Below are 16,082 nucleotides of genomic sequence, written 5' to 3' on the forward strand. Positions count from 1 at the left end.
TGATACTTATTAGATGAGCAAGTTCAGATTTCTGAGCCGCATAATACGTTGGATGGTGGTAGCTTTCTTTGGCTCCACCATTCTTGCTGTTGTATTGTTGCGTTTTATTCCCGTATATTTCACGCCGCTGATGTTTATCCGTTGTGCAGAGCAGATAAAGGACGGTGAAAGTATCAAGATGCATCATCATTGGGTGCCGTTGGATAAAATATCACCTCATCTGCCGGTTGCTGTTATGGCAAGTGAAGACCAGCGCTTCTTGCTTCATCACGGATTTGATTATAAGGCGATAGAAAAAGCCGTGGAACATAATATGTCGAGCAAGAAAAAGCGTGGCGCAAGCACCATATCGCAGCAGACTGCAAAGAACGTGTTCCTGTGGCCGGGCCGTTCATGGATACGTAAAGGGTTCGAAGTTTATTTTACTACGCTGATAGAACTGATGTGGAGCAAGCAGCGGATAATGGAAGTTTATCTTAATTCGATAGAGATGGGCCCCGGCATTTATGGCGCCCAGGCTGTTGCTGAGGACAATTTTGGCAAGGATGCCGTTGACTTGTTTAGAGGCGAATGTGCTCTAATAGCTGCCACTTTGCCCAATCCGCTTAAATTCAGTTCAAAAGATCCTAGCGGATATATGCTTAAGCGTAAGCGCCAGATAGAGCAGCAAATGAAGTTTATACCATCTTTTCCAAAAGAAGGAGAAGATATCGACCCTTCGACATCTGCGGGCGGCGTGTATCGCAATATGAGATAATATACAGCAGCAACAATTGTATGATGACGGTTCTGACTAATAATTTAGCCTAATATTTATATTGCCGGCAGCGCATGCGTCTTGCGTTTTGATTTGTTTGTGCGGCATGAAAATTAAATGTAATTGCAAATAATGGATTGTACCTTTCTTGATGAGCTGAACGACAGCCAGCGTGCAGCGGTGGAGTTTTGTGACGGACCGTCGCTTGTTATTGCCGGAGCCGGTTCAGGTAAAACCCGTGTGCTGACATATAAAATAGCATATTTATTGAGCCTTGGCATGAAGCCATGGAATATTCTTGCACTTACTTTTACCAATAAGGCTGCAAACGAAATGAAGCAGCGAATAGGAGGGCTTGTTGGCGAAGAGGTGGCAAGGTATCTGTATATGGGAACCTTTCATAGCATATTTTCGCGTATTTTGCGTGTTGAGGCTGAAAGACTTGGCTACGCAGGCAACTTTACAATATATGACGAGAGTGATTCGAGGAGTCTGATTAAAGCCATTATCAAGGAGATGCAACTCGATGACAAGGTGTATAAGCCGGCGTCTGTTCATGCGCGAATAAGTATGGCTAAGAATAATCTTATGTTTCCTGATGAATATGCCAGGACCCGAAGCCTGATAGAACGTGATGCTGAACAGAAAGTGCCGGCTGTGTCGACTATATATTCGGCGTATTGCGAGCGCTGCAAGAAGGCGAATGCAATGGATTTTGACGACTTGCTAATAAATACATATCGTCTGCTTGTTTCTGACGCTGATATACGCAAGAAATATTCTGAACGCTTTAAGTATGTTCTGGTTGATGAGTATCAGGATACAAACTCTGTACAGCAGAAGATTGTATGGCTGTTGGCTGAAGAGCACATGCATGTTTGTGCCGTAGGCGACGATGCACAGAGTATTTATGCCTTCAGAGGTGCAAACATAGACAACATCCTTGATTTTCAGAAGCAGTTTGCAGGAACGCGTCTGTTCAAACTGGAGCGTAACTATCGCAGTACTAAACGTATTGTTCAGGCGGCAAACAGCCTGATACGTCACAATGAACGGCAGATACCGAAAGATATTTATAGCTGCAATGCCGATGGCGATAAACTTTCAGTTAAACCGGCATACAGCGACCGTGAAGAGGCTATTATCGTTTGCAATGAGATTAAGCGGATAAAGCGGGCTGACAGATGCGGATATAATGACTTTGCCGTGCTATATAGAACAAACTCACAGAGTAGAAGTTTTGAGGAAGCCATGCGAAAGGTGAGCATTCCTTATAAAATTTATGGCGGACTCAGCTTCTACCAGCGTAAGGAGATAAAAGATGTCATAGCGTATTTTCGCCTTGTTGTAAATCCTGACGACGAGGAGGCTTTTAAGAGAATTATAAATTATCCTAAGCGTGGAATAGGCGACAGCACTGTGGCAAAGATTGCCGCTGTGGCCTCCGCAAACGGAGTGAGCTTGTGGCGTGTGATATGTGAACCTGCTTTGTACGGATTTAATCCAAGCAAAGCCACGCTTACAAAGCTGGATGCCTTCAGGTGTCTGATAAGTAGTTTTATTGAGAAGTTTGTAACGGTTGATGCCTATGCTTTGGGTGTAGAAGTGGTCAAGGCCAGCGGTATTTCTGCAGATATATATCAGGATAAGACTCCCGAAAACATAGCCCGTCAGGAGAATGTCGAGGAATTGCTTGGCAGTATACAGGAGTTTGTTGAAGGCAGGAAAGAAGAAGGCCGTGCTGATGAGGTTCATCTTACAGACTTCTTGCAGGAAGTGTCATTGCAGACAGACCTGGAGAGCGACGACGGAGCTGACGGTGAACGTGTGTCGCTGATGACTGTGCATAGCGCCAAGGGACTTGAATTCCCTGTGGTATTTGTCGTTGGACTGGAGGAGAATATCTTTCCGAGTTCTCTGTCAATGGGCAGCAGGCGTGAACTGGAGGAGGAGAGACGACTGCTTTATGTGGCGATAACGCGTGCAGAACGCCATTGTATATTGACATACGCAAAGAACCGTTACAGATATGGAAAGGTTGAGATGGAGTCGCCGAGCCGTTTTCTGACAGACATCTCGCCTGAGTTTGTTGACGTTGAAGATGCCAAGGATATATTTATGAGGGCAACATCTTCTTATTCTTCCAGAGGGTCGTTGTTTTCTTCTGACAACAGGTGGCAGAACAGCCGGCCTGTGGCTAGTCAGTTTAAGGCTGATCCTAAGCCGCGTGAAGCTGTTCATCGTGACGTTCCTCCTGTGTCTGATACATTTTCGCCTCGTTTCAGGCGTCTTCAGGCTGCAGCGTCAAGCGCTGTTTCTGCTAAAAAGTCGATGGCAAATTCAAGCCAGGTGAAGGAGAACAGTGTGATTGAGCATGAGCGGTTTGGTATTGGAACTGTTATAAGACTTGAAGGTGTGGGTGAAAATACAAAAGCTACTGTGCAGTTTAAGAATGCCGGCGTAAAGCAACTGCTGCTAAAATTTGCACGTTTTAAAGTAATTGGATAAGCAATTTGTTTCATATAGAGGTATCTGACAATAGATTAACTTGTCTGATACCTCTTTTATTTTATATACTTTCCGGAGAATGCATTTCTGTGAATATGCGTTTTGACAGAATGTTCTGAAAATCGATATTTCTGTATCTTTCTGTGTTTTAATAGCAGACCATTTCTTGAGCGAATAATTTATTCCGGCTTTTGACAGGTATTTTTGAAATAAAATGCTGTGCATATGTAAGTCGTTGACTGCTAATATTTTGTATGAAGATGGACGAGAGTGTGCATTAATGACTGTAGTTCTATATTGCAAAACATGCCCTTTTACAGTCTAAAAGACGGCTTTTTGTGATTTAAAATGTACTTGTTTGCATGATGAAACTTACTTATTTGTGATGGATAACATACTGTATTTGGTCTGAATACTCACAGACTTGGCTGTTTGATGATCTTATTTTTACTTATTTCGGCAGAAATAAGGGCTCGTTTTATCAAGTTTTCAGCTTTCTGTTTCTAGTTTGGTGATTTTTATGGACATTGCTGATTTTACATTGTGTTATTATATATTTGAATTAAACAGCCAAAATGTCATCTGCTTTCTGCACGTAGTAATATTGTAATGTTATGTTTAAGGTTGCTTGTTTATTGTATGTCATATAAAACAATAACCGGACTGTTCTTTAATTAGAGCAGTCCGGTTATACTTATTTAATATGAATTGTTTACAGATGTTTTCTTTATCTTAGGCAGATGTTTCTTTTTTCTTAGCCATTCAGCTTTTCTCTTCTCATATTCAAGCTGATGCTTTTCCAGATAATTGTCGGCCATTACTCGTGATTAAATTTACTGTAAATAACATTTATCTTTATCGGCTCGTATGGGTTTTCACTACCGCCAACAAGTTTTGTGCTTGTCAGACTCATGTCATGCACAATCTTTACAATTTGGCTCGACGAGTTTGTCGTTACCGATACAGGTATTACCACAACTCTGTTCCAGTCAGGATGTTCGTTCAGCCAGTTTGAATTCTCAGCCAGTCCTTTTTTCTTTATGTCAGCCATATATGTTATCATGCCTGATATATTATTAAATGTATACTGGTTTGTCGACGAGCTGTATGTCGCAATGAATGATTTCTTATAATCAACATTATCGCCGTTCTCAAAGAACGTATACAGGCTGTCCTTCGGTATCATCAGCAGTGTGGAAGGCGCGCTGAGAGAATACTCGTCGTGAGTATTGTTGTTGATTCGTGTAAGCGATATCTTTGCCGTATTTATTGTGTCATTGCTGTGGTTTTCTGTTATTTCGTCCACAGGCAATGTGATTTCTGTGAATATTCCTGCCGGAGTTTTCAGATATGTACAAGTGTTGTCGTTTGCAAGGTCAGCAATGTTCTGCTTGTCATTTGATATATTTGTTGTCTGAAGAACCTCCTCGGTTGCAGAGAACGAAGTTGTACCTACGTATGTAGAGTCGTTGAGGTATCTGAAATAGATGTTCAGCTGACTGACTGTTATGTAAGCCATTGAGCCGATGCCGTCGTTGGTCTTGAAATAGAAGCCTGGGCATACCTCATGAATGAAGTTATATGAATTTTTAAACCTGTCGGGATCCTCATAATACATACGCATAATATATGTACCATAATTATTATAGGTTACACCATTCTTGTCTGTGTAAGGCTTGTTCAGGTTTATTTCTATATTAGGTGTATAGCTGCTTTCGTCAGCTCTGTCTTCGTCGCTTATGCTCAGGTCGGTCAGAGTGTACGTCTTGTTTACCTTCATGCCGTCATTGCGGATAAGTCCTTCTGCGATAGGGTCGAAGTTTGAATAATATTTCACACCCTCTTTCATCGGCTCGTTCATCTCATAAGCAGTAATATTCATTGTAGCCAATGAGTCGCCGTAATAGTCGGTATAGAAAAGTCTTATGCTACATGAATCGGCTATGACTTCTCCGTCCTGCAGACTTATAATGCTGTCTTTCTCTGGAAGCTTGTAGTTTTCCAGTGTGCTGAACTGTGCCATAAAGTCACCGGTGATATAATTTCCTGTCTCTATATCACGTATTTTACCTAGATATCCAGTTGTGCTTCGTGACAAGACTGAGTCTGCTACAATAGACCTTGTTGCAACGTTGAAAGTGTCAGTTGTTACTTTCAACATATCCATATTGTCTGTTAAAGAGTTGCCGATAGAATCGGTAGTGTCATCGCATGATGCAATCGTTATGCAGGACATTATTGCAATGACAGTATAGATAATAGTTTTCATTGAAAGTTTAATCTAATGAAACAATAGTATGTTATTCTGAAATGCTGTCGAATATTTTATCGTAAAATTCTTGATATGTCTGGCAGATGTCTTCCTCTTTTTCCGGATGGCTGATTACAGGCAGCCCCTTTTCAGTTGCATATTTTATTATTTCAGGATTTACGTCAGCACCGGCTTTGACTATTCCGTCAGAATAGTCAATCGCAAGTTTCTCTAAATCCATGAAACTGAAGTCTTTGTTGTAGTTATCCAGAATGTCTGACTTCACGTCGCGGAAGGCTATGCTGTCTTTGAATTTTTCGCCGAGTCCGCCTTTCAGCTCTTCTGAGAAAAGAGATGTTACAACTTTTGTGTTAGCAAACGACGGTTCCTCCCTGTATGCTGTTTTTACATAAAGCGGAATTGCTGAGCACATCCAGCCTTGACAATGTATTACGTCGGGTGTCCAGCGCAGCTTCTTTACGGTTTCAAGCACGCCACGTGCAAAGAATATTGCACGCTCGCCGTTGTCGTCGTATTCAACTCCGTTCTCGTCTTTAGCCATAAGCCTCTTTGTAAAGTAATCCTCGTTGTCGATAAAATAAACTTGGATTCTTGTTGCAGGTATTGAGGCAACCTTGATAATAAGCGGATGGTCTGTCTCGTCGATAATCAACATCATTCCTGACAGACGGATTACCTCGTGAAGCTGTCCTCTTCTTTCGTTGATATTTCCCCATTTAGGCATGAACGTCCGTATCTCATATCCTTTCTCTTGTATGATCTGAGGTATCTGACGGCCTAAATTTGACATTTCGCTTTCAGGAACATAAGGAGTAATCTCTTGATTTATAAATAATACCTTTTTTGCCTTCATGATGTTAATTTTTATCCTTGCAAAGGTACAAAAAAAACTTCGTATACGGGTAACTTTTTTTATAAACTTAGAGAAATGCCTGCTCTTATTGGCATATTTTTTTAATTATTCTTTTTTATTTAAGAAATTTGTTGTTATTTTGCACCTCAATTTCGAGGTGTTAAACATTTATACAATGATTGTATTTCATAAAATAGTAGAACTTCAAAACGCTTTGTTTGCCGACCGTAAAGCCGGGAAAACTGTGGGACTGGTGCCCACGATGGGCGCCCTGCATGAGGGACATGCGTCTTTGGTTAAGAAAAGTGTAGAGGATAATGATATTACGGTAGTTTCTGTTTTCGTTAATCCAACACAGTTTAATGACCCTAAAGATTTAAAATCATATCCTCGGACTGTTGAGGACGACTGTAAACTGTTGGAGAAGGTACATGCCGATTATGTGTTTGTGCCTTCTGTTGAGGAGATGTATCCTGTTCCTGATACACGTCACTTTGAGTATCCTCCGGTTTCTACCGTAATGGAGGGCGCACATCGCCCAGGACATTTTAATGGTGTATGTCAGGTTGTAAGCAGATTATTCTATATCGTAAATCCGGACAGAGCTTATTTCGGAGAGAAAGACTGGCAGCAGATAGCTGTAATTAAAGCTATGGTTAAGGCTTTGTCTTTGAAGGTGAACATTGTTGAATGTCCTATAGTCCGCGATGCAGACGGACTAGCTCGTTCTTCACGCAATGCGCTCCTTTCAAAAGATGAACGTGCAATTGCTCCTGTTATATTCAAGGCTCTGAGCGAAGGTGTTGAATATAGCGCAAACCATAGTGTAAAAGAAACTCACGATTTTGTTGTTGGCGCAATAAATGCTGTCGACGGACTTGACGTTGAGTATTTCGAGATTGTAGACGGTGATACTCTTTTGCCTGTAAACGAATGGTCTGACTCTGACTATGTCGTAGGTTGTATAACTGTTTACTGCGGCTCACGTCCTGTGCGTCTTATTGACCATATTAAATTTAAGGAGCCGAAGTTGTAGGATTCTTTCGTGCTTGAACATTATAACGATATATAAAATTATGATGATAGAAGTTTTAAAGAGCAAGTTGCATTGTGTTCAGGTTACTGAGGCCAACCTTAATTATATGGGCAGCATAACCATTGATGAGGATCTTATGGATGCAGCTAATCTTATTGCAGGTGAGAAGGTTCAGATTGTTAATAATAATAATGGTGAGCGCCTCGAGACATATATAATAAAAGGTGAACGTGGCAGCGGTTGTATCTGTCTAAATGGTGCGGCTGCAAGAAAATGCCAGGTAGGTGATACCGTTATAATCATTGCTTATGCATTGATGGATTTTGAAGAGGCTAAGCATTTTAAGCCAACGGTGGTCTTTCCTGAGAACAACAGACTGGTCAAGTAAGTGTGGTAAATCAGTAGACAGATTTTTTGTTTAAGACTAAGATACAATAAAAGCGGAAACATGAATTATCTTTTTCATTGTTTCCGCTTTAATTTTTCTACCAAAGCCCGAAGGCCTTGGTAGTTTAAGACTGATTATTCAATAACTACAAGCGGGGTGTCTTCCATAACACTTTCACCCTCTTTTACAAGGACAGCTGTAACCTTGCCGCTCTTTTCTGCGTCAAGATTGTTAGCCATCTTCATAGCTTCAAGAACAACAACGGTGTCTCCGGCTTTTACTTCGTCGCCAACTTTCACCTTTATTTCTGTTATTACACCTGGTAACGGTGACTTTACAGCATTGTTCAGGTCTACTTTGTTGGTTGATGTTGGAGCAGAAGCTGTTTCTGCCTCGGGCTGTGCTACAGGGCGAACAACAACTTTCTTCTTTACGGGTTCCGGTTCCTTCTCCATCTGAACCTCGTATTCTTCACCGTTGACAACAACGTTGGCAATATTGTCGTTTATACTGTTTATTGCAACTTCATATTTGTTGCCGTTGATTGTATATTTATATTCTTTCATATTGTTTTGTTCTTAAGGATGTTGCGTCATTGTGAGTATATGAGACTCCCATTCGGAGTGCTTGCTCTTTATTGTAATGACACCAGCTTCTTTGTCGTGCACGTTATTTCCGTTGTATTCGTGCAAGGCTAGTGCTATGGCGGCATATACTTCGTTATTCTTCATTGTCACTGACATTTAAGTTTTGAAACAATTACATAGGAATGTTTCCGTGCTTCTTAGCAGGAAGACCATCTCTCTTTGTAGCAAGCTGAGCAAGGGCGCGACAGATGCGGAAACGAGTGTTGCGCGGTTCTATAACATCATCAATGTAGCCATATTTAGCTGCCTGATATGGGTTAGCGAACATCTCTGTGTATTCCTCTTCTTTTTCTGCCAGGAATGCCTTCGGATCTTCGTGCTCTTTTGCTTCTTTAGCGCAAAGGACTGCAACGGCACCGCTTGCACCCATAACTGCGATTTCTGCAGAAGGCCATGCATAATTGATGTCTGTACGCAGCTGCTTGCAGCCCATAACGATGTGGCTTCCACCATAGCTCTTACGCAAAGTAACTGTTACCTTTGGAACAGTGGCTTCGCCGTAAGCATAAAGCAGCTGTGCTCCGTGGAGGATAACTGCATTGTACTCCTGACCTGTACCCGGGAGGAATCCAGGAACGTCAACAAGGCTTACGATAGGAATGTTGAATGCGTCGCAGAAACGAACGAAACGTGCACCTTTGCGGCTGGCGTTAACGTCGAGCACACCTGCGTAGCATGAAGGCTGGTTAGCAACGATACCTACGCTCTGACCATTGAAGCGAGCGAAACCAACGATGATGTTCTTTGCGAATTTAGGCTGAACCTCAAAGAATTCGTTGTCGTCGGTAATTGCTGAAATAACCTTATACATGTCGTATGCCATGTTCGGATCTTCGGGAATGATCTCATTCAGAGAATCTTCCATTCTGTTGATCGGATCATTGCATTCCTTGCGGGGAGCCTCTTCCATGTTGTTAGACGGAATATAGCTCAGCAATGTCTTGATCATTTCCATTGCCTCTTCCTCTGTAGAAGCTGTGAAGTGTGTAACACCGCTCTTTGTAGAGTGTACACTTGCGCCTCCGAGGTGCTCCTGGTCGATGTCTTCACCTGTTACAGTCTTAACAACTTTAGGACCTGTCAAGAACATGTATGATGTGTTTTCCATCATCAGAGTGAAGTCTGTCAATGCCGGTGAATAAACCGCACCTCCGGCACACGGTCCGAAGATACCGCTAATCTGAGGTATAACACCAGATGCAAGAATGTTTCTTTCAAATATTTCAGCGTAACCGGCAAGTGCGCAGATACCTTCCTGAATACGGGCACCGCCAGAGTCGTTAATACCAATTACAGGAGCGCCCATCTTCATTGCCATGTCCATAACTTTGCATATCTTCTGGGCCATGGTCTCAGAGAGTGAACCGCCGTTTACGGTGAAATCCTGTGCAAAAATATATACCAGTCTGCCGTCAATTGTTCCGCTTCCGGCAACAACGCCATCTCCAAGATACTGTTTCTTTTCCATGCCGAAGTTTGTGCAACGGTGAAGCTTGAACATGTCAACTTCTTCAAAACTGCCTTCATCAAGCAACATATCTATACGTTCGCGGGCTGTGTATTTTCCACGTGCATGCTGTTTCTCAATAGCTTTTTCGCCGCCACCGAGACGAGCCTGCTCGCGTTTAGCGATAAGCTCCTTGATTTTTTCTACTTGTTTACTCATGATTTCTGAATGTATTTTTTATGTTTTTAGCGTTTTTATTCATATTAAGATTTAAAGCGGTGCTATAATAGCACAAGGAATTAAAGGCAAAATTCAATATTAATTGAAATTCACATTGTCTTTAATTCCCTGTCGTCCCTCTTTAATTTTTAATAAAAGAATTATTATTTCTCACAGAGTTCTGTAAGTATTCCGCATGTTGATTTCGGATGCAGGAACGCGATGTTCAGTTTTTCTGCACCTGGTCTTGGAGCCTTGTCAATGAGACGTACGCCTTTGCTTTCGCATTCAGCCAAAGCATTGCTTACACCGTCTTCAATGCAGAATGCTACATGATGTACTCCGTGATTGCCTTTGTCGAGCCATTTCTGTATTGTACTGTCGGGTGATGTTGGCTCGAGAAGCTCGAGTTTAACTTCTCCGCATTTCAAGAAAGCTGTTTTAACCTTCTGGTCTGCAACTTCTTCGACTGCATAACATTTCAGTCCTAATACATTTTCAAAATAAGGTAAAGCCTCTTCAATGCTTTGTACGGCTATTCCTAAATGCTCTATACGTGAAATTTTCATATTTTATAGGTTTTATAAGATGTGCAAATATACATATAATTATTTAATGAAACAATAATTTATAGCTTTTTAATTTTTTGTATGATTTAATGTTATTGCTACATTTTGACATTGCCAATGTGTCGGAATTGCACTTTAATTTCTGAAATGATGACACTTTGCCGTCTATCCGGCTTTTTGCTGTTTATTGCTGTCGCTATTTCTTGTCTGTCTCTTGAATTCTGCACATGTGAGCGCTGTTGCCATTGCGACATTCAGGCTGTCTGCTTTCTTGTTCTTTTGGTAACAAGGTATGAATAGCGATTTGTCAACCTTTGATAATATCTGTTGGGATATTCCGTTGCCCTCATTTCCCATGATTATAATTCCTGTTGGAGTCAGCTCCTGTGCGTATATGTCGGTCCCGTTTAATGCTGTTCCGTATACCAATGCATTAGCCGGTTTATTTTCTATAATTTCGTTCAGGTCTGTATAGATTATGTTTACATGAGCGATACTTCCCATTGTTGCCTGTACTACTTTAGGATTATAAGCGTCGGCAGTATCGTTGCTGCAAAATATTGTTGAAATGCCAAACCAGTCGGCTATTCTTATGATAGTTCCGAGATTGCCCGGATCTTGCACTCTGTCAAGTGCAAGGCAGAGTTCGCGTTCACATATACTGATGTCCAGAGTATGGGTAGGTATCTTGAATATTCCCATCACTTGCTGTGGATGCTGTAAGAAGCTTATTTTCTTTAGCTCATCGTCTGTCACCGTCACGTCTTGTGGCCTTGCGCTTTTGTTGTTAGCTTTATACCATTCTTCTGTAGCAATAAGACGTTCCGGATTATATATCTCCGACAAGTCTCCTACAACTTTAGGGCCTTCTGCCACAAAGACACCTTCTTTCTGTCTGTTTTTCTTAAGTTCGAGTGAACGTATATATTTAATGAGATTTTTTGAAATCATGGTGTTGACGGATTTATTGTTATATGGTGTTTGTGTCTGACATTATATTAAATATAAATAATCTTTACGCAAATCTTTTCAGACCGGTTGGCCTAAACTTATTGCCGTTATACCAATTTCATTGTAATAACGTTGGCAAAAGTACTAAAATTTTATTATTTTTGCAACTTGAAATTTGCATTAAATGATAAAACAGGTATCTAAATATATTTCTTTATTTGTTTCGCTCTTGATTGTCGTGCTGATGCTGTCAGGGTGTTCTGCATCGAAGTTCATACCGGAAGGAAAGTTCCTTTTGGATGATGCTGAGATAAAGTCTGATGTTAAGGATGTCAATCCTGACAGACTTAAGGCATATATAAGGCAGAAAGGCAATTCAAAGTGGTTCTCCCTGTTTAAGATACCTCTCGGCACTTATGCGTTGTCCGGCAAGGATTCCACTAAATGGATAAACAAAAAACTTCGTGATTTAGGCGAAGACCCTGTTCTGTTTGACTCTCTTCAGACAGCCATGACATGCTCTGATTTAGAGAATGTGCTGCATGGTCTTGGATACCTTAGGGCTACCGTAGATTATAACCTCGACTTTAAAAAGAAAAAGAAAGTTGTTGTTGTGTATAACCTTCATCCGGGTCCTTTGTATCACATAAGTTCTGTCAGTTATGATATTCAAGATGATAAAATTGCGGAATTCTTGAATACGGGTGAAGAGGGAGGCTTTAAGCCTGGATTACGTGTAGGTATGCCTTTCTTGACAAACGAACTTGACAATGAGCGAAAGGCACTGACAAAATATTTAAATAACAACGGATATTATAAGTTTCATAAGGATTTTATTACATATTCAGCCGATTCGGTGCGGGGAAGCACCGATGTTGACCTTACGTTGCATTTGCATAAATATACCGCCAACAGCAAAAGTCCTGAAGAGGCACACACCCGTTATAAAATAAATGATGTTACATATTACAGCAATGACGAACGTAATTATGTGCCTCTGCGCCAGTCAGTGCTTGAAGAGAATACTCTTATAGAACCGGGAGAATATTTTAATTCGGAAGCACTTCAGAAAACATATAACAGATTCAGCCGTCTCCAGATTGTAAAATATACAAATATACGATTCAACGAACTTCCTGACAGTGATAAGCTTAACTGTGATATCGGTATCAGCACAAATAAGATAAACAGTGTAATCTTTCAGCCTGAAGGAACAAACACTGCCGGAGACTTTGGAGCTGCAGCATCGCTTACTTATGAGAATAAGAACCTTTTCAAAGGTGCTGAAACGTTTAGTGTAAAATTGCGCGGGGCTTTTGAGGCCATTACAGGTCTTGAGGGGTATCAGAATCAGGACTATGAAGAATATAGTCTGGAGACGAAACTTGTCTTTCCGCGTCTGTTGGTTCCGTTCCTTTCAAAGAATTTTAAGAGACAGTCGGCTGCCGTAACTGAGTTGACGGCCAGTTATAATATGCAGAACCGTCCAGAATTTCATCGCCGTGTTTTTTCTGCCGGTGTGAGATATCGTTGGGATGACGTTAAGCGCAGGCGTAGATATAATGTAGATCTTATAGACCTGAACTATATTTATATGCCATGGATTTCGAAAACATTTAAAGAAGAATATCTTGACGATGTGGACAGCAGAAATTCTATTTTGAGGTATAATTACGAAGACTTGTTCATAATGAAGCTAGGCTTTGGCATGTCGTACAATAATGGCGACGAAGCCTATAAGTTTAATATTGAGACAGCAGGAAATCTTCTTAACGGTGTTTCACGTCTGATTGGCAGCAGTGTAAACAGCGACAATCAATACACCTTATTTAATATTGCTTTTGCTCAGTATGTGAAAGGAGATTTCGACTATACCCGCATGTTCCGTTTTGATTCACGTAACAATCTTGCCTTTCATGTTGGTTTTGGTATTGCCTATCCTTATGGCAACAGCCGCGTCTTGCCTTTTGAAAAGAGATATTTCTCAGGCGGTGCCAACTCTGTGAGAGGATGGAGCGTTCGTGGACTTGGACCGGGAAAGTTTAAGGGGACAAACGGCTCTATCGACTTCATAAATCAGACGGGTGATATAAAGCTGGATATCAATCTTGAGTTCCGTTCTTTCCTGTTCTGGAAGATTTATGGAGCTGTTTTTGTTGATGCCGGTAATATATGGACATTGAGGTATTATGAGGAACAGCCCGGCGGACAGTTTGACATTAAAGATTTCTATAAGCAGATAGCCGTTGCTTACGGAGTGGGCTTAAGACTCAATTTCGATTTCTTTATTCTTCGTTTTGATATGGGTATGAAGGCCATAAATCCGGCTTATGATACACAGCAGGAACATTACGCCATCTTCCATCCTGATTTTAGTCGCGATTTTGCTTTTCACTTTGCAGTGGGCCTTCCATTTTAATCAGCCACTTGCCGTCTCTTTTTACCACGTTGATGTTATATACTTCGTGTTCTGATATCCTTCCGGGACGTCCTATAGTGTCTATTTTAAAGACATTGTATGCGTCGCATTTCACTGTTGCCAGTGTGTCGTTCACATAGTTCACCTCGTCGGTTTCATGCGTGGTGCTTTCAGTGTTATTGTTAATCACGTCTATATCTTCCTGAAATATATTGCTTGCCATGAACCTTATCCATTTTTCCGATTCCGGAGTGCATAAGGGTATGGCTTCTTTCAGTTTAAAGTTAAAATAATTTGAGGCAAACTGGTCAGTCACCGATATTATATTTTCCTCGTCTTCCGACTGATAATGTTTTGTACAGGAACCGAAAATTAATAGACAAATGATAGTCAGGAAAGATATTTTCATATTGATTAATTTTCTACAAAGATACCATTTTTTTTTTGTACCATGGTCAATTCTTTATAAATTTGCAGACAAAAAATATCAAGATGCTTAATTTTATATCTTTCGGTAGTGGAAGTTGTGGAAACTGTTATTATATATATACCGAGACATACGGCATACTTATTGATATCGGTATAGGAATAAGAAAGCTAAAAAAATATTTTCATGATTATGGTCTTAGCGTAAAAAACGTAAGGTATGTGCTGATAACTCATGACCATGCAGACCATGTTAAGTCTGTAGGCAGTTTCAGCAACAGTCTTGGTGTGCCTGTGTATGCCACGAAAGAAGTTCATGAGGGTATAAGAAGTAACTATTGTGTAAGGAAAAAGATAGATGCGGCAAACGTCCGTATAATAGAGAAAGGTAAGGACCTCGTTCTGGACGATTTCACGGTGTCGGCATTTCATGTGCCTCATGACAGTCGCGACAATATAGGCTTTAAAATTAAGTACGAGAATACCAATTTCTGCCTGATGACAGATGTCGGGCATGTTACCGACGAAATGACAAAGGCTATTAATGACGCCGACTATTTGGTCATTGAGGCTAATCATGACGAAGAGATGCTGCGGACTGGCCCATATCCCGAATACCTTAAGAAGAGAGTGGCCGGCGGCAACGGCCATCTGTCAAACAGACTGTGTGCGCAAAGTCTTGCTGCCAATGCCACGGGCAGGCTCAATCATGTGTGGCTGTGCCATTTAAGCGAGGAGAACAATCATCCGGAACTAGCTCGCAAGACCGTTGAAATGGGATTGGCAGGCTCAGGTAATCCTGATTTGGCACAGCTAAAGGTAGATGTGTTGAAAAGAAACAGCCCAAGTGGGGCATATATACTTAAATGATTAAATTGGATTGAAATGAAAAAGTTGTTTATTAAGGGTGCATTGTTGTGCACCGCATTGTTTTTCACGGTTCAGGCCGACGCTCAGATCAGTTTGGGTAATATCCTGAAAAATGTAGTGTCTGGTGGCTCATCAGAAAAGACAACCACTGAGACAACATCTTCAGACAATTCAGGCGTTGGCGGCTTGTTATCGTCGCTTACGAGTATTTTCTCATCAAACAAGGTGGCTACAGAGGATAAAATCATAGGCACATGGGTTTATGAAGAGCCGGCAGTTGTGCTGTCGAGCGATGACATGCTGAAGAACATAGGCGGAAAGGTGGCTTCTTCAGCTGTAGAAACTCAGCTGAAGAGCAAGCTGGAAGGCTATGGCTTCAAGAAAGGCAGCGTGACCATGACTTTTGACAAGTCAGGAAACTTCACCCAGACACTTATGGGAAAGAAAGTTACCGGTACATACACCATTGAGGATAAGAACATTGTGCTGAAGTACGGCGGCAAGATTTCACAGATAGTAGGAACAACACAGCTTGACGGCGACAATCTTCTTATCGTTATGAATGCGTCAAAGCTCCTTGAGTATGTAAACGTACTTGGTTCTGTGTCACAGAATTCAACACTTAAGACAGCTGCTTCGCTTATAGGCGGAATGGATGGTCTTGAGTGCGGACTGAAGCTGGTTAAGCAGTAAATTTCAGCTCTAAGAGGTGATGCCGGC

16 protein-coding genes are annotated in these 16,082 nt (G+C 41.3%); 7 read left to right on the forward strand and 9 right to left on the reverse strand.

Translation table 11 applies throughout. The annotated features are described in order from the left end of the window. Positions 1-13 precede the first annotated feature (13 nt). Together mtgA and EJL04_RS03195 are read left to right on the forward strand one after the other, a co-directional pair. On the forward strand, positions 14-757 hold the full coding sequence (mtgA, locus tag EJL04_RS03190; RefSeq protein ID WP_021854135.1) for a monofunctional biosynthetic peptidoglycan transglycosylase: 744 nt from the start codon (positions 14-16) through the stop codon (positions 755-757). A 132-nt stretch (positions 758-889) separates the two neighbouring features. Further along, a complete protein-coding gene (locus EJL04_RS03195; protein ID WP_125104037.1) occupies positions 890-3,265 on the forward strand; it encodes an ATP-dependent helicase in 2,376 nt (791 codons plus the stop codon). Between the two features lie 698 nt (positions 3,266-3,963). Here EJL04_RS03195 and EJL04_RS16555 read toward each other — a convergent pair. Genes EJL04_RS16555 through EJL04_RS03210 form a run of 3 tightly spaced genes read right to left on the reverse strand, consistent with a single transcriptional unit; the run spans position 3,964 to position 6,390 of the window. Further along, the gene (locus EJL04_RS16555) at positions 3,964-4,083 is read right to left on the reverse strand and encodes a hypothetical protein (RefSeq protein WP_021854133.1); all 120 of its coding nucleotides are present in this window, start codon (positions 4,081-4,083) and stop codon (positions 3,964-3,966) included. Beyond that, positions 4,083-5,534, reverse strand: coding sequence for a DUF4270 domain-containing protein (locus EJL04_RS03205; protein WP_125104038.1), 1,452 nt, complete (start codon positions 5,532-5,534; stop codon positions 4,083-4,085). Before EJL04_RS03205 ends, EJL04_RS16555 begins: the two co-directional genes overlap by 1 nt. A 31-nt stretch (positions 5,535-5,565) precedes the next feature. Continuing rightward, complete coding sequence (locus tag EJL04_RS03210; protein WP_125104039.1) at positions 5,566-6,390, reverse strand: glycogen/starch synthase; 825 nt, start codon at positions 6,388-6,390, stop codon at positions 5,566-5,568. Between the two features lie 175 nt (positions 6,391-6,565). On the opposite strand from EJL04_RS03210, the gene panC reads away from it, so the two are divergent. Together panC and panD are read left to right on the forward strand one after the other, a co-directional pair. Continuing rightward, positions 6,566-7,426 carry a pantoate--beta-alanine ligase gene (gene panC / locus EJL04_RS03215; protein ID WP_053398483.1) on the forward strand — a complete coding sequence of 287 codons (861 nt, stop codon included), beginning with the start codon at positions 6,566-6,568 and terminating at the stop codon, positions 7,424-7,426. Between the two features lie 40 nt (positions 7,427-7,466). Next, positions 7,467-7,814, forward strand: coding sequence for an aspartate 1-decarboxylase (gene panD / locus EJL04_RS03220; protein WP_053398445.1), 348 nt, complete (start codon positions 7,467-7,469; stop codon positions 7,812-7,814). Between the two features lie 134 nt (positions 7,815-7,948). Here the strand turns inward: panD and EJL04_RS03225 are convergent, their stop codons facing one another. The 5 genes from EJL04_RS03225 to EJL04_RS03240 all read right to left on the reverse strand — a co-directional run bounded on the left by EJL04_RS03225 (position 7,949) and on the right by EJL04_RS03240 (position 11,647). Next, positions 7,949-8,380 carry a biotin/lipoyl-containing protein gene (locus EJL04_RS03225; protein ID WP_021854128.1) on the reverse strand — a complete coding sequence of 144 codons (432 nt, stop codon included), beginning with the start codon at positions 8,378-8,380 and terminating at the stop codon, positions 7,949-7,951. Positions 8,381-8,392: 12 nt separating this feature from the next. Further along, complete coding sequence (locus EJL04_RS16315) at positions 8,393-8,545, reverse strand: hypothetical protein (protein WP_021854127.1); 153 nt, start codon at positions 8,543-8,545, stop codon at positions 8,393-8,395. Positions 8,546-8,573: 28 nt separating this feature from the next. Further along, on the reverse strand, positions 8,574-10,127 hold the full coding sequence (locus tag EJL04_RS03230; protein ID WP_021854126.1) for an acyl-CoA carboxylase subunit beta: 1,554 nt from the start codon (positions 10,125-10,127) through the stop codon (positions 8,574-8,576). Between the two features lie 164 nt (positions 10,128-10,291). Then, positions 10,292-10,696, reverse strand: coding sequence for a methylmalonyl-CoA epimerase (mce, locus tag EJL04_RS03235; protein WP_021854125.1), 405 nt, complete (start codon positions 10,694-10,696; stop codon positions 10,292-10,294). A 165-nt stretch (positions 10,697-10,861) separates the two neighbouring features. Beyond that, entirely contained in the window at positions 10,862-11,647 is a 786-nt protein-coding gene (locus EJL04_RS03240; protein WP_125104040.1) for a TrmH family RNA methyltransferase, read from the reverse strand. A 184-nt stretch (positions 11,648-11,831) separates the two neighbouring features. On the opposite strand from EJL04_RS03240, the gene tamL reads away from it, so the two are divergent. Then, positions 11,832-14,066 (forward strand): translocation and assembly module lipoprotein TamL, encoded by a 2,235-nt coding sequence (tamL, locus tag EJL04_RS03245; RefSeq protein ID WP_125104041.1) that lies wholly within the window; start codon positions 11,832-11,834, stop codon positions 14,064-14,066. Here tamL and EJL04_RS03250 read toward each other — a convergent pair. Beyond that, positions 14,020-14,475 (reverse strand): hypothetical protein, encoded by a 456-nt coding sequence (locus EJL04_RS03250; protein ID WP_125104042.1) that lies wholly within the window; start codon positions 14,473-14,475, stop codon positions 14,020-14,022. The two genes, tamL and EJL04_RS03250, sit on opposite strands and share 47 nt — an antisense overlap. Before the next feature lie 83 nt (positions 14,476-14,558). Between EJL04_RS03250 and EJL04_RS03255 the strand changes: the two genes are divergently transcribed. Together EJL04_RS03255 and EJL04_RS03260 are read left to right on the forward strand one after the other, a co-directional pair. Further along, positions 14,559-15,362 carry an MBL fold metallo-hydrolase gene (locus EJL04_RS03255; protein ID WP_125104043.1) on the forward strand — a complete coding sequence of 268 codons (804 nt, stop codon included), beginning with the start codon at positions 14,559-14,561 and terminating at the stop codon, positions 15,360-15,362. Between the two features lie 15 nt (positions 15,363-15,377). Continuing rightward, on the forward strand, positions 15,378-16,055 hold the full coding sequence (locus EJL04_RS03260; protein WP_021854120.1) for a lipocalin-like domain-containing protein: 678 nt from the start codon (positions 15,378-15,380) through the stop codon (positions 16,053-16,055). Positions 16,056-16,082 lie beyond the last annotated feature (27 nt).

The sequence above is a fragment of the Prevotella marseillensis genome, assembly GCF_900625065.1.
Taxonomy (GTDB): domain Bacteria; phylum Bacteroidota; class Bacteroidia; order Bacteroidales; family Bacteroidaceae; genus Prevotella; species Prevotella rara.